The 14,730-nt window shown below is 35.2% G+C and carries 15 protein-coding genes; 9 read left to right on the top strand and 6 right to left on the bottom strand.

Annotation, left to right across the window (positions count from 1 at the left end; genetic code table 11):
- The first annotated feature begins 113 nt into the window (after positions 1–113).
- Positions 114–539 (top strand): hypothetical protein, encoded by a 426-nt coding sequence (locus A9G03_RS12645; protein WP_065634488.1) that lies wholly within the window; start codon positions 114–116, stop codon positions 537–539.
- Positions 540–746: 207 nt separating this feature from the next.
- Here the strand turns inward: A9G03_RS12645 and A9G03_RS02375 are convergent, their stop codons facing one another.
- The 4 genes from A9G03_RS02375 to A9G03_RS02360 form a co-directional block, all read right to left on the bottom strand.
- Positions 747–1,928 carry an ABC transporter permease gene (locus A9G03_RS02375; protein WP_065634489.1) on the bottom strand — a complete coding sequence of 394 codons (1,182 nt, stop codon included), beginning with the start codon at positions 1,926–1,928 and terminating at the stop codon, positions 747–749.
- On the bottom strand, positions 1,928–3,046 hold the full coding sequence (locus A9G03_RS02370) for an HlyD family secretion protein (RefSeq protein ID WP_065798323.1): 1,119 nt from the start codon (positions 3,044–3,046) through the stop codon (positions 1,928–1,930). The genes A9G03_RS02375 and A9G03_RS02370 overlap by 1 nt, the downstream gene beginning before the upstream one ends.
- A 75-nt stretch (positions 3,047–3,121) precedes the next feature.
- A complete protein-coding gene (locus A9G03_RS02365) occupies positions 3,122–3,619 on the bottom strand; it encodes a MarR family winged helix-turn-helix transcriptional regulator (RefSeq protein WP_081297529.1) in 498 nt (165 codons plus the stop codon).
- Between the two features lie 307 nt (positions 3,620–3,926).
- Entirely contained in the window at positions 3,927–4,949 is a 1,023-nt protein-coding gene (locus A9G03_RS02360) for a DUF4272 domain-containing protein (protein ID WP_065798322.1), read from the bottom strand.
- Positions 4,950–5,627: 678 nt separating this feature from the next.
- Here A9G03_RS02360 and rplU point away from each other — a divergent pair.
- The 4 genes from rplU (at position 5,628) to cgtA (ending at position 8,431) form a co-directional block, all read left to right on the top strand.
- The gene (gene rplU / locus A9G03_RS02355) at positions 5,628–5,936 is read left to right on the top strand and encodes a 50S ribosomal protein L21 (protein WP_025314436.1); all 309 of its coding nucleotides are present in this window, start codon (positions 5,628–5,630) and stop codon (positions 5,934–5,936) included.
- Between the two features lie 15 nt (positions 5,937–5,951).
- Positions 5,952–6,212 (top strand): 50S ribosomal protein L27, encoded by a 261-nt coding sequence (rpmA, locus tag A9G03_RS02350; RefSeq protein ID WP_034915250.1) that lies wholly within the window; start codon positions 5,952–5,954, stop codon positions 6,210–6,212.
- Between the two features lie 87 nt (positions 6,213–6,299).
- Positions 6,300–7,268: a DMT family transporter gene (locus tag A9G03_RS02345; RefSeq protein WP_065798350.1), complete on the top strand. Its 969-nt coding sequence runs from the start codon at positions 6,300–6,302 to the stop codon at positions 7,266–7,268.
- The gene (gene cgtA / locus A9G03_RS02340) at positions 7,265–8,431 is read left to right on the top strand and encodes an Obg family GTPase CgtA (protein ID WP_065634493.1); all 1,167 of its coding nucleotides are present in this window, start codon (positions 7,265–7,267) and stop codon (positions 8,429–8,431) included. Before A9G03_RS02345 ends, cgtA begins: the two co-directional genes overlap by 4 nt.
- A 640-nt stretch (positions 8,432–9,071) precedes the next feature.
- On the opposite strand, the gene smrB is transcribed toward cgtA, so the two are convergent.
- Positions 9,072–9,602 (bottom strand): endonuclease SmrB, encoded by a 531-nt coding sequence (gene smrB / locus A9G03_RS02335; protein WP_065634494.1) that lies wholly within the window; start codon positions 9,600–9,602, stop codon positions 9,072–9,074.
- Positions 9,603–9,608: 6 nt separating this feature from the next.
- Positions 9,609–10,247 carry an endonuclease III gene (nth, locus tag A9G03_RS02330; protein WP_065634495.1) on the bottom strand — a complete coding sequence of 213 codons (639 nt, stop codon included), beginning with the start codon at positions 10,245–10,247 and terminating at the stop codon, positions 9,609–9,611.
- Positions 10,248–10,502: 255 nt separating this feature from the next.
- On the opposite strand from nth, the gene putP reads away from it, so the two are divergent.
- The 4 genes from putP to A9G03_RS02310 are packed head-to-tail and all read left to right on the top strand — an operon-like array spanning position 10,503 to position 14,685.
- Complete coding sequence (putP, locus tag A9G03_RS02325; protein WP_065634496.1) at positions 10,503–11,996, top strand: sodium/proline symporter PutP; 1,494 nt, start codon at positions 10,503–10,505, stop codon at positions 11,994–11,996.
- Between the two features lie 53 nt (positions 11,997–12,049).
- Positions 12,050–13,321 carry a tyrosine--tRNA ligase gene (gene tyrS, locus A9G03_RS02320; RefSeq protein WP_218837063.1) on the top strand — a complete coding sequence of 424 codons (1,272 nt, stop codon included), beginning with the start codon at positions 12,050–12,052 and terminating at the stop codon, positions 13,319–13,321.
- A gap of 4 nt (positions 13,322–13,325) precedes the next feature.
- Positions 13,326–14,192: a pyridoxal kinase PdxY gene (gene pdxY, locus A9G03_RS02315; protein ID WP_065634498.1), complete on the top strand. Its 867-nt coding sequence runs from the start codon at positions 13,326–13,328 to the stop codon at positions 14,190–14,192.
- A 58-nt stretch (positions 14,193–14,250) separates the two neighbouring features.
- Entirely contained in the window at positions 14,251–14,685 is a 435-nt protein-coding gene (locus tag A9G03_RS02310) for a helix-turn-helix domain-containing protein (protein WP_065634499.1), read from the top strand.
- Positions 14,686–14,730: the final 45 nt, after the last annotated feature.

Here is a 14,730-nt window from a genome sequence, read left to right as displayed (position 1 = left end):
TTTGATGCAATTGGTTCATTGACCGTTTTATTGAAGCGATTATGTTTGAATCTTATTAATTAAATCAATAAAATCACATGACATTACGAAAAATAAGTGATTTAGGGAAGAAGATGAAAAAGTTAATTATTGCATTGTTAATTATCAGCTTTCTTGCTGGTTGCTCAACTACTCCGACTTTATTGAGTGAAGCTAAGTATGCCCCAAAAGAGAGAATTCTAGGATTTGACAATAGAGTCGATAATTATGCCAATTTGGTATTAATAAGAGATAAAGGCTTTGTCGGTAGTGGCTGTTATATTAATGTATTCATTAATGGTAACGAGGCAGCAAAGCTAGAAACAAAAGAGTATGTTTCATTGTATGCACCTAGTGGAAACATTTTAGTTGGCGCATCAATACAAGGAAAGGGATTGTGTAGTTTCAATGCACCTCGTCGTGAACGTGAATTTACCCTTAACAATGGTGAAAGAAAAGTGTTCCGTTTGTTTATAGATCAAAATGGCAATACAGATATCTTGCCAACGACTATATATTAATATGTTGACCAGAATATAGTACAAAAAGCATTTTATTATTGTCGTATTTGAATTGAGATTTAAGAGGGGACAGATTATCCCCTTTTGGGTTAACACGTTATCACCAAAATTAACAATATTTAAATTACAAAGAATAAACAGTACCCAATTTTGTAAAAACGTTAAGAAAATAAATGCGTTTCAGTATAAAATTTTAGTGTATTTTAACTAATAATCTTTTATCTGGTTTACATTTTCAATACCTGTTTTCTTTCTAACATGATTAATCACCATCATGACGACAAAAGCAATAATGGTTAGATAGATAATAAACATGCCATATGTTGCTAACATATCAATTAAAGAACGTCCTCGCATGGCAAAATCTCGGAAAAAGCGAAAAAGCCACACTAAAGGAAAGGCATGACTGATATAATAAGCCCATATTGGCATGATACCTACGGCCATGGTTGATCCTCCCATGATAAACCCAGGTGGTACCAAAAAGATCATACGACTAGCACCTTCACCTGGGTTGTTGGTGTTCCAAGATAGCAATAAACCTAACCAGCCAAAAGCAAGTCCTGTCATAAAAATACTCGGCACAAAAGCAAAATAATTACCATCAAAGCGTAATTGTCCAAATATTACTAATATAGCCGTAATTAAAGTTAGCCCTGTTGTATAAAATAGTGCATAAGGTACTGTTCTTGCCAATAATGGCATAAAACCTCGTTCTAACACCGTTTGCCACATGCCTGTTACTTTTAGGCGACCTATGATCATTAACGATGTTAAACCATAAGTTAAAGAAGAAAAAAAGTAGACAAAATAAATAATGGTCGATATGGTTGAAGAACTTGCTGGGTTAAACATATAACGTGTTTTGATTTGCATTGGTGATAATGCAGCCTCAGTGCCTTCACGACCTAATCCTAACGCAGAAACACGACTAACACTTAGCTCAGCACCTGATTCAGGTATATATTCATTCAGGCTTTGTAACACTTTAGCATTTTGCGCGTCATTGGTGTCATCAGCAAAATAACCTAAACGAACGGTCTGATCGCCTTTTTTTAAACTTTTTTCTAAGCCTTTAGGAATATATAACACCCCCAAATTACGATCGTGTGACACTAGGGTAATCGGATTAACCGGCGATCTTATCACTTCAGCAACTTGGATATAAGGTGAAGTGTTCACTTTACTAATTAATTCAGTAGAATATTTTGAACCATCAAGATCAATTACCGCAATTTTACCTTCAAACACGGCTCCATGACTAAGAACGAGCGAAAAAATGAGTGCAACAATTGCCGCTAAACCGATCGCTACTTTATAATAAGGTATAAAGTGACCGGACAGCATAGCATCAAGCTCTTCAAGCATAGATTTAATCATGTTTTGCATTATCGATCGACCTCTAATGTCATACCCGTTAATAAGTGTGGGATAGGATCAACATAAATTCTAACTTGATAAGATGTTAAGTCGGCTTGTCCTCTTTCTCGAGTCATGCGTAAATCAGCAAAAGATGGCGCCGCAGTCGCAAATCTAACCTTGCCTTTAACTGTTTTATCAAGCGCAATTACATTAGCACTTACGCTAGTACCTGGTTGGAAATCGTTAACCATCTTTTCATTGACATAAATATCAACATATTGACGATCAGTTTCTAACAGCACTGCTGGTGCGCCAGTAGGAACTAATTCCCCTTCTTCATACATCAGTTTTAAGACTTTTCCATCTTCTGGCGCGGTAAGGGTTAATCGTTGATAATTGATCTCAAGTTGTTTTAATTCTGCTTGTGATTGTGCTAATTGTGCACGCAATTGTGCTAATTGATTTTGACGATTTTCAATATTATGACGCGCATTAATAATCGATTGTAAAGTCATGCCGGTAGCATTTTTAGTTTGAGCAAATTGTTTTATTTGATCTGGTGTTGCACCGACCATTAATGTAGCTAATTGACTTTGTAATTGGATAACACTCATCTTAGTTGAAATATAAGTATTACGCGTACTATCTAATTGCGATTGTGATGCACCACCCGTTTTACGAAGTTGGGTGTGGCGATCATATTCTGTATTTGCAAAATCTCTTGCTGAAATTGCCGCATCAATATTAGCTTGTGTTGATTCAATATTTCGCCACGTTGATACTTCTGATAGGTTAGTTTCATCTTCAGCAATTTTTATTGCGGCCTGTTCTTGATTAATTGCCGCTTCTTGACCTGCTATTATTGCTTTAAGTTGATCAATAGCAAGCTGTGTATCGGTGTCTTCCAGTACCATTAATACATCACCTTTTTTCACATGTTGTGATTCTTGGACGGTACGTTTTAACAATTTACCACTAACATTTTGGAAAGCGACATTAATTTCATCAGCAGTGAGTACACCTGATTTAATGCTTTTGGCAACCGATACAGCGTCGTTTCGAGAACCAAAATAAATTAATGTTGATCCTAATAAAAGCAGTAGTAAAAATATAACGGGGATTTTAATATTTTTTGGCATATTCATTATAGCTTATTTTCCATTTATTTAGTCAGCTAAGTATTAAGATAAAGTAATATGACTTTAAGGTAATAAAGTCGTTTATTTTCGTAATAATTTACGTAACATCTGTATTAAAGATTCTTGTTCTTGGCTATCTAAAACTTGAGCAAAAGCTCGGATAGCTTTGAGATGATTGGGTAATGCGTTATGAATAAGTTTAACGCCAGCATCAGTTAAAGCGATCAGACGTGTACGGCCATCTTCTCCACTTTTGCTCATCGATATTAAAGGGCTTGATGCTGCAAGCATTCGCTTGACCATAATTGAAACGGTTGCCGGTGTTACGCCTATTCGCAATGCTAAATCGCTGGCATTAGTTTCGCCTTCAGAATAGAGCGACATTAATAATGCAAACTTGCCTTCAGATACACCATAATCTTTGGTTAACTGTGCATAAATATTTGCTCGAATTAAATCGGCTGTGGTGATCAAACTTAATACTAGATCCACACCCGAAACGTCAACAACATCATCATTAAATCTTTGTGCTCGTGCTAAAGTTTCACGAGATGGTAGCATTCTAGAATTGTAATTCAATTATCATTACTCAATTTATTTAGTCGGCTAATTATACAAATTTCATTACAATTATCAATTAATTTTTTACACGCTTTTTAGTGTCAAATATTAGCAAGTTTTGTTAAATAATTAGATTTTACGGATAAGATCTAACCGCAAGTATGTGCTTACTCCACTCCACATAATCCTTTAGTTAGGATTATGTGGATTTTAAGTAAAACATTTTGCAGTTAAAATCTAAATTATTGTGTTCGTTTGTGTATCGATTGATGGCAATTCCCTCTATTTGTTCAGAGGGTTTATGGTTTTAAACAACGCTTATAAATCAAGTTGGCGTATCCACATCATCCCAATCAGCATTTTCAAAATTGGTTAACCAGTTTAATGCGTAATGGCGTTCATAAATCACACCGCCGTTAATTGATGCAGGAAGCGCCTTATCCTCACGCCCGTATTCTCTTGTTAACCAATGTAAACGATAATGTAAATCTAAAGCATCCAATATTTCACTCACTGGTCTTAAATTGACAGACTGATTTGGTTGTAGGTTAAAGTTCAGTGCTTGATTAACTAAATCAGATGAATCACATACAGTATCAGCAAAAGGTAACTGAGATTGCCACTCAATTGCCCATTGTAAAGCTAATAAAGCTTCATATCGCCAAGACTTATTGATTACATCTTTTTGTTCTGGTTGTTTACTGTGGATAAACGCTTGTTCATTATTAGATAGTGCAGCATAACCTATCGGGCAACGCTGTTTAAACTCATCAGGATCGATGGGATCGTTTTCATAAAAGCCTTCTGCTTGAATGCCACATATCATCAAAGCTAAAGCTCGATGGGCTATCTCGTCAGGCGATCTTAATACTACTTCAGATTCAGCAACGACAGGCGGTAAACTGGTGGGAACGTTTATACCAAGTTCTTTTAAATATTGTTCTGTTTTTGCTTTACGTTGTTTTGCATCTAAAGGATAAGGCATGATGGCATTTTTATCAAACTTACCATAAGGATCTTGCAACACATCGCCGTCAGGGTTACGAATAGTATTGTCATATAGATAAATAATTACGTTAGCTCGCCAGCCCCAATCGGTGAACTGATCAAATTTATCTTCGTCAATTTCAATACTAAACAGATGCCGTACTCTTTGTATATGACGATATAAGGCATAACGACGAGAATTCATCTCCCCGTCTCCTGCGTTCATAACAAAACCGATAAAATCATCAAGGTGTTCGGGAAGTTCAGATGATTCTAAGCTTAGTTGATTAAGTAGTTTACACGGAAAATCAATAGCAGGTGGATTGGTGAGGGTTGAGTAAGCAGTAATTAATGTAGACATTTTAAACTGACCTTATCTTAAATTTCATGTATGAAGTATAAAATTTATCATAATAAAAATAAGTTTTTTATCAAGTAATTAATTAGTTTATATTAATTAATAAAAGGGAACATTTTATTTATGCATCGAGGTTAAGTCATACTTGGCTTTTTTATTGAATTTACTGTTTACAATATAAACAACCTTCTATTATTTTTCTGACAGTTTAATAACAAATATCTTAATATCATCTAATTGATGATACGGCATTTTATTTAATGTCATTGTGGTTAAAATTTGATGGCTTTTCAGTTTAATTAATCACGGATTAAGCTTATCAGTAAATATACGGCATATTCTTGTTATCTGATTAGAGTAAGTAAAAAAGTGAAACTAAGCTATTTCACTTGAAAACCAAGAGCGGTTATAATTGATACACGACAGCGTAGCTTTATTTTTACCGCGTTAAGACTCAATAGTATTTGATAATAAATATCGTAAAAAGAAATAATCATTTATCGTTATTCTAAGTTGAAAAGTGTATGCCTCTGATCTTTTTTGTAACTTTTTGCGATCTTTTAGAAATCAGAGCTTGCAACAAGGATAAATTTTGCGTAAAATTCACGCCCTATAAGATTAATCAATGCAGACATATATTTTAAATCAAGTAATCGTCTGCTTTTTATTGCGGAGTTAAGTATGTACGCAGTTTTCCAAAGTGGTGGTAAGCAACACCGAGTTAGCGAAGGACAAGTCGTTCGCTTGGAAAAAATTGAAGTCGAAACCGGCGCAGAAGTTGTTTTCGATAAAGTTTTAATGGTAGCAAATGGTGAAGACATCAAAGTTGGTGCTCCGTTTGTTGAAGGTGCAACAATTAAAGCAGAAATTGTTGAACACGGTCGTGGTGACAAAGTGAAAATTGTTAAATTCCGTCGTCGTAAACACTATCGTAAACAACAAGGTCACCGTCAGTGGTTCACTGATGTGAAGATCACTGCAATCGCTTAATAGGAGTATCGAACAATGGCACATAAGAAGGCTGGTGGTTCATCACGTAACGGTCGTGATTCCCAAAGTAAACGTTTAGGTGTTAAACGTTATGGTAGTCAAGAAGTTCTTGCTGGTAATATTTTAGTTCGTCAGCGTGGAACTCAATTTCACCCAGGTACTAATGTAGGTTGTGGTCGTGACCATACCTTATTTGCTTTAATTGACGGACAAGTAAAGTTCGAAGTTAAAGGTCCTAAAAACCGTCGGTATGTTAGTGTCGTTGCTAATAGCTAATTAGAAACGGTTTAAAAAAATTATAGAAGCCTCACAGTTATTGTGGGGCTTTTTTCATTTCTTAAATTTTATATAATATTATCTATTATGATAAAACAGCAAAATGTAAAATTAGGTTTTGCATTAGCCATGTTAACTGCGGTTATGTGGGGCATAGTGCCAATTGCAATGAAATATGCATTAGTCGTTGTTGATCCATTGACTTTAGCATGGTCTCGGCTAGGGATGTCTGCGATTGGAATTACGATATGGCTCGCTTATAAAAAGCAATTTCCTAATTTAATTATGTTTAAAAAACGTCGCCGTTTTATCTTATTAATGATTGCTGGGTTTGGTTTGCTCGGTAATTTTGCGTTATTTGCTAGCGCTGTTCAATATCTATCGGCGACAACTGCGCAAGTTGTTGGCCAAACCGGTATTGTAATATTTATGATAGCAAGTGCTTTCATCTTTAAAGAAAGATTAAGACCAACTCAAATTATTGGTATTTTGGTATTGTTAACTGGTTTAGTACTATTTTTTAATAAAAATATTGTTGACCTTTTTTCTAATATGTCTACTTATGGTATTGGTGTTTGGCTGGGCTTGCTTGCATCTGTTTCGTGGGCCAGTTATGCTCTTGCGCAAAAGGTATTATTACGTAAATTGCGCGCAGAACAATTACTTTGGTTAATTTATCTAATTTGTACTGTATTTTTATGGCCACTTGCTTCGCCAAGTAAAATTGCTCATGCTGATGCAACACAATTATTTGCTATTATTTTTTGTGGTTTAAATACCATTATCGCTTATGGCGCATTAGTGATGGCTATGGAGCGTTGGCAAGCTGCTCAAGTTAGTGCTATAACAACACTCACACCGTTGTTTTCATTGATCTTCTCAGATTTATTTGCATTAATTTGGCCAGAAAAGTTTGCCATGCAATATTTAAATATTTTAGGTTATATTGGCGCAATATCGGTTGTTGCCGGGGCGATGTTTGCAACAATTGGGCACCATATTTGGCAACCAAGAAAAGGTTTGCTGATTAACCGAAAAAAAGAGGAAAATTTATGAAATTTGTTGATGAAGCTACAATTCGAGTTGAAGCCGGAGATGGTGGCAATGGTTGTGTAGGTTTTCGTCGGGAAAAATATATACCTAAAGGTGGTCCAGATGGTGGTGATGGTGGTGACGGTGGTGATGTATTTTTTGTTGCCGATGAAAACTTGAACACCTTGGTTGATTTTCAGTTTGAAAAAAATTATCGAGCTGAACGGGGGCAAAATGGGCAAGGTTCTGATTGTACGGGTAAACGTGGTAAAGATATTACCGTTAAAGTGCCAGTTGGGACACGAATTACCGATAAATATACTGGTGAAATCATTGGTGATTTAACTCATCATCAACAAAAAGTCTTAGTTGCCAAAGGTGGCTTTCATGGCTTAGGAAATGCTCGTTTCAAATCGTCAGTTAACCGCGCACCAAGACAGAAAACCGATGGTACACCAGGTGAAAAGCGGGATGTTTTATTAGAGTTATTATTACTTGCTGATGTGGGGATGCTTGGTTTACCTAATGCGGGTAAATCAACGTTTATTCGTTCAGTATCAGCAGCTAAGCCTAAAGTTGCAGATTATCCTTTTACAACATTAGTACCGAGTTTAGGTGTGGTTAGAATGGATAACGAACAAAGCTTTGTGGTTGCTGATATCCCTGGATTGATTGAAGGTGCTGCTGAAGGGGCAGGGCTGGGAATTCGCTTTTTAAAACATCTTGAACGATGTAGGGTATTAGTCCATTTAGTTGATATTGCACCGATTGATGGTTCCGATCCTGTTGAAAATGCAAAAGTGATCATTCAAGAACTCCATCAATATAGTGAAAAACTAGCCACTAAACCACGTTGGTTAGTGTTTAATAAAATGGACGTATTAGGTGAAGAAGAAAGCGCTAAACGAGCAGCCGAAATCGCGAAAGCACTTAATTGGGATGATAAATATTATTTGATTTCTGCGGTCAATCATGAAGGTGTAAAATCTTTGTGTTGGGATCTGATGGAATATATGAATGCTCACCCACGAGAAATTGAACAAGAAGAAAACTCACCCGAAAAAGTTGAATTTATGTGGGATGATTATCATCAACAAGCTATGGACGATGCTTTTGATGACGATGATGATTTTGACGACTGGGATGAAAGTGATGAGGAAGGCGTGGAATTTATTTACCAAAAATAGATGTTGATATGCATTTTTTATTCTTTACAAAATTTAATTTCTTATAAAAAAGCAGGGTTATGGTCTGCTTTTTTAACTGTTTTTTCTAAATATTCTTTATTGTCAAAATTAAAAACCATTGAGTTTGAAAGTTTTTTTACCCTTTTTTTGAAAAAAGTCAAAAATAATGCTTGATTTTAGTAATGAGAATTATTATCATTAATTTGTACTTTGTTAGAGCGTCGCAAGACTTCTGAAAAAGTATGACATTGCTCACATTGCTTCCAATGTTTGCCAGCCTAGCACTAACTAAGCTGGCTTTTTTCATTTATCACTAAGCTAAATCTTTTTTTGTATAATTAATAAGCCACTTATTATTGTGCGCTATTGCATTTATTCCATTAACCAACAAAGCCAAATTTTAAAATAATGTATTAAATTCTCATACACTATTTAGAAATATCATGCATAAATATTGTGACATCGTTAAATAGAGATCAAAAAATTTAATATAATAATAAATAATGCTATTTTTAATTAGACCTAAGTCTATATACTTTTTAGGGTATGAGTATTATTAGTTTTATAAAAATAGCGTTGAATCAACATATACAACCATTTTGCTCAATTCAAATAATTGTTGGGATAGAATTAGCAATATCTATTGATTAATTATATCAAATAAAATCAATAATGCTGCACTGCCGCCAAATTCTTTGGGGGCTTGATGAAAACAGATTATATGTGGATGCTGAGCTAACCACATTGGCGTTTGTTTTTTTAAAATATTCTTACCATGACCATACATAATACAAGCACAGTGTGCACCTTCTTTTAAGCAAGCTGCGATAAGGGCTGCTATTTCCTTTTTTGCCTCTTGTTGGGTTAAACCATGTAAATCTAAAAAAAATTCGGGATCGTAAAAACCTCGTCGTAATTTCTTGAGTTCAAAAGGATCGGCATTTTCTCGTATATAACGAATTGGGTCATCTTGTAATAGTGGTTGATAGGTGTCAGAAAAATAGAACTCAGCATGACCTTTTTCATGCTGAAGTTTTTGTGTTTCCATTATTTTTTGTGACCGTTTTTGCGGTTGATGAATGACAGTATCTTGTTTTAATTTTTTAGTATGACCAATACTACTTTTAAATAAGTTTATATCTTCGTCATCCAATGTATATTTATTTGTCATTGATTATCACTCAGGGTAGATTTTTTCTTTAAATTCACATAAATCTTCAATAACACAAGACCCACATCTTGGTTTTCTAGCAATACAAGTATATCGACCATGTAAAATTAGCCAGTGATGGCAGTTTAGTTTGTACGCTTTAGGTACAACTTTTAGCAATTTTTCCTCGACTTGCTCTACATTTTTGCCAGGGGCAAAACCAGTCCGGTTACATACCCGAAAAATATGGGTATCAACTGCAATTGTAGGCCAACCAAAAGCTGTGTTAAGTACTACATTAGCGGTTTTCCTACCAACCCCAGGCAGTTCAATTAATGAATCAAAATTTTCTGGCACTTGACCTTGGTATTTATTGACTAATATCTGGCAAGTTTTAATAATATTTTCGGCTTTACTATTATATAAACCGATGGTGCGGATATAACTTTTCAACTTATCAACACCCAGTGCTAATATTTGCTCGGCTGTGTTAGCAACAGCAAATAGCGGTTTAGTTGCTTTATTAACACTAACGTCAGTTGCTTGAGCAGATAATACAACAGCAATAAGTAATTCAAAGGGTGTTTGATATACTAGTTCTGTTGTGGGATCTTTAATATGTTCTTTCAGTCTTTCTAGAATCTGAATTCGAGTTGATTGTTTCACAAACTAATTATAATCAAAAATAGTGGTTTATTGGGCTAACATTATATACTTTATTTGGACTTTATCGGTAAGTTAAATTGCGTTATTTAAAATAAATATAAGCAATACTATATGACTATTAGCCAATATTATAATGTTTATAACGGTTTGCTATTGATCTTTTGTTGATTCAAATACCTAAATAGCCTGCTTTTTAGCATCGTCTTTTTATGATAAGCTACCCCACTATTTCAATTTCATAATACAAGGTTTTTTATAAAAATGTCGTTACCAATGATTGTCACCTTTAGTGTGTACATTTTAGGGATGATTGCGATCGGTTTTTTTGCGTTTCGTGCAACGCAAAACTTTGGTGATTATATTCTCGGTGGGCGTCGTATCGGTAGTGTTGTGACAGCACTTTCAGCCGGTGCTTCTGATATGAGTGGCTGGTTGTTAATGGGGCTTCCCGGTGCCGTTTTTTTATTCGGTATTTCTCAGAGTTGGATTGCTATTGGTTTGATAATCGGTGCTTATCTAAATTGGTTACTAATTGCTGGCAGGTTACGAGTTTTTACCGAAATTAACCATAATTCTTTGACATTACCGGACTATTTTGCCCGACGATTTGATGATAAGAGCTCTTTACTGCGTATTATTTCGGCAGTAATTATTCTAATCTTTTTTACTATTTATTGTGCTTCAGGTGTCGTTGCTGGCGCAAAATTATTCGAAAGTACATTTGGTATGAGCTATGGTTGGGCAATGTTAGCTGGTGCTGGCGCGACTATTGCCTATACTTTTATTGGTGGTTTTTTAGCGGTGAGCTGGACTGATACGATTCAAGCTAGTTTAATGATGTTCGCCCTGATTTTAACCCCAATTATGGTTATAGCTAATGCAGGTGGTTTTAATGATGCTATTGTCCATATTGAATCACTTAATCCCGATTATATAAATATCTTTGCCCATATGGACTTTATCTCTATTATCTCTTTATTAGGATGGGGATTAGGTTATTTTGGTCAACCACATATTTTAGCAAGGTTTATGGCTGCTGATTCACACGAGGTAATGAAAAATGCTCGTCGAATTAGTATGACATGGATGATTTTATGTTTAGTTGGTGCCATTACGGTTGGTTTTTTTGGAATCGCTTATTTTGCTAATAATCCAGATTTAGCTTACTTAATTAATAATGGTAAGCATGAACGTATTTTTATTGAGCTATCAAAATTACTGTTTAATCCTTGGATTGCTGGTATTTTACTTGCTGCAATTTTAGCCGCAGTAATGAGCACGTTAAGTTGTCAGCTACTTGTTTGCTCAAGTGCCTTAACTGAAGACTTTTACCGTGCTTTTTTAAGACCAAACGCTAAACAGCGCGAACTTGTTTGGGTAGGGCGTATTATGGTGCTATTGGTTTCGGTTATCGCTATTTTATTAGCTATCAATCCTAATAACAGTGTACTTGATTTAGTTAGTCATGCTTGGGCAGGATTTGGTGCAGCTTTTGGACCAATTATTGTTTTTTCTGTATTTTGGTCAAGAATGACACGTAATGGTGCATTAGCGGGAATGGTGATTGGTGCAATAACCGTGTTGCTGTGGATCAATTTTAATTGGTTTAACCTTTATTCACTTATTCCTGGATTTTTATTTGCATCTATTGCCATTGTGGTTGTTAGTTTATGCGATAACAGACCTAACGAAATTGTGGCAGATCATTTTAAAAAGGCGTATAAACGTTTTCATAATAAAGCGGAATAAAATTTTTATTTAAAGTAAACTCTAAACGTAACAAAATATAATAGGTAAATATCATGACAAAAAATGTGATCAAACAACTGCAAGAGCGTGGACTGATTGCTCAGCTTACTGATGAAAAAGCACTGATAGAACTCATAGAACAACATCCCATTGCGCTTTATTGTGGTTTTGATCCTACTGCCGATAGTTTGCATCTTGGTCATTTAGTCCCTTTACTTTGTTTAAAACGCTTTCAATTAGCTGGCCATAAACCGATAGCTTTGGTCGGTGGCGCAACGGGTTTAATTGGTGATCCGAGTTTTAAAGCAGTTGAACGTAAACTCAATACAGAAGAAACAGTTGTTGAATGGAGTGAAAAAATTAAACAACAAGTGTCACCATTTTTAGATTTTAATTGTGGTGAAAATGCCGCCATTGTTGCCAACAACTATGATTGGTTTAGTGGTATGAATGTGCTCACTTTTTTACGTGATGTTGGTAAGTATTTTTCAGTCAATGCTATGATTAATAAAGAATCAGTGAAGCAACGTATTGACCGCGACGAGCAAGGCATTTCATTTACTGAATTTTCTTATAGTCTATTACAATCTTATGATTTTGCGTGCTTAAATAAATCTCACAGTGTCGTATTACAAATTGGTGGTTCAGATCAATGGGGAAATATTACCGCAGGTATTGATTTAACCCGCCGATTACATCAAAAACAAGTTTACGGTTTAACCGTTCCTTTAATTACAAAATCTGACGGAACTAAATTTGGTAAAACAGAAAGCGGTGCTGTTTGGCTTGATCCGAAAAAGACTAGTCCATATAAATTCTATCAATTTTGGATTAATACGGCTGATGCTGATGTATATCGCTTCTTAAAATTCTTCACTTTCATGCCATTAAGTGAAATTGATGCACTGGAAGAAGAAGATAAAAATAGTGGCGTTGCACCAAGGGCTCAATATGTATTGGCAGAGGAAGTGACTCGTTTAGTGCATGGTGAAGAGGGTCTTATTGCCGCAAAACGTATTACCGAAAGTCTCTTCTCAGGAAAATTAAGTGATTTATCGCAAGCTGATTTTGAACAGTTAGCGCAAGATGGTATGCCAACACTATCAATTGAAAGTGATGCTGATTTACAACAAGCAATCGTTAATGCACAGTTTGCACCTTCCCGAGGTCAGGCAAGAACTATGATAGAATCAAATGCCATTTCGGTGAATGGAGAACGTAACTCAACAATTGATTACCGTTTTACTGATAGCGATAAACTGTTTAATCGTTATACTTTACTGCGTCGTGGTAAAAAATATTACTGTTTGTTAATTTGGGGATAATCGAGTGAAAAATATTTTATCGATCCAGTCACATGTGGTATTTGGTCATGCTGGTAATAGTGCGGCTGTATTTCCTATGCGTCGTATTGGTGTAAATGTATGGCCTTTAAATACAGTACAATTTTCTAATCATACACAATATCAACAATGGACTGGAGCGGTAATGCCAGCATCGCACTTAACTGAGATTGTTGATGGAATTAATCAAATCCATGAATTAAAGCGGTGTGATGCAGTTTTAAGTGGATATATGGGTTCGCCAGAACAAGGCAATGCAATTATTGAGATTGTTAAAAAGGTCAAAACGGTTAATCCAAATGCGATTTACTTTTGCGATCCTGTGATGGGACATCCTGAAAAAGGTTGTATTGTTGCGCCCGGTGTTGCTGAGTTTTTATGTAATACCGCTTTACCTGTTGCTGACATGATGGCGCCTAACATTCTCGAATTAGAAGAGCTGAATAATAAACAACACATTAATAATGTTGATGAAGCAGTTATTGCTTGCCGAAAAATTTGTAATAAAGGTCCTAAAGTTATTTTAGTCAAACATTTAAGTCGAGCAGGATATAACAAAGATAATTTTGAAATGTTACTAGTTACACAACATGAAGCTTGGCACATAAGCCGTCCATTAGTTGATTTTGGTGTCAAACAACCGGTTGGTGTCGGTGATATGACTAGTGGATTATTTTTGGCGAATATATTACTTGGAAAATCGCTTGTTGAAGCATTAGAGCATACTACTGCTGCGGTATATGCGGTGATGCTTGAAACTTTAAAACAGCGTGAATATGAATTACAATTGGTTGCAGCACAAAATGAAATTGAAAAACCAACTCATTGGTTTCGTGCAAAAAAAATTGATTAATTATTAAAATATGTGAAAATAAAACTAAATTGCGTTTAACAAAATAAATGAGGGGATAATGGATACTATATCATTAGGAGAAAAACTTTCAGATTTAAGGGAAAAAATGGGGTTAACTCAAGATGATATCGCCAATAAAATTCATGTCCGCAAAACGATTATTGAAGATATTGAAACCGGACAAATAATTACAACGCCCCTCGTATTTGTTAAAGGGTATATTCGTTCTTATGCTGAGCTTGTTGGTTTATCCGCTCAAGAGTATCAACCTTATATTGATCAGCTATCTGAGCAATATCCTTCCCAACAAAAGAGTAATTATCAATGTAATTATAAGCGTAAACGCGGAAAAGGAATCTGGTTTATGATTATTTTTGTCATTTTATGTGCATTAGGTATCACTCTATATTGTGTTAATAAAGCAAATAAAAGTAATTTTGTTGAAGTTAGCCATTATATTTCTCCCTCGACGTCTAACCATGTTAATAGTTAGCAAATTTTGTTATTCTCATACAGACTTTTGCTTTAAATCTTGTTA

This window comes from Gilliamella sp. wkB171 (assembly GCF_001693755.1).
GTDB classification, from domain to species: Bacteria; Pseudomonadota; Gammaproteobacteria; order Enterobacterales; family Orbaceae; genus Gilliamella; species Gilliamella apicola_F.
The sequence above is the reverse complement of the archived record's forward strand: the minus strand, read 5'-3'. Positions and strand labels throughout refer to the sequence as shown.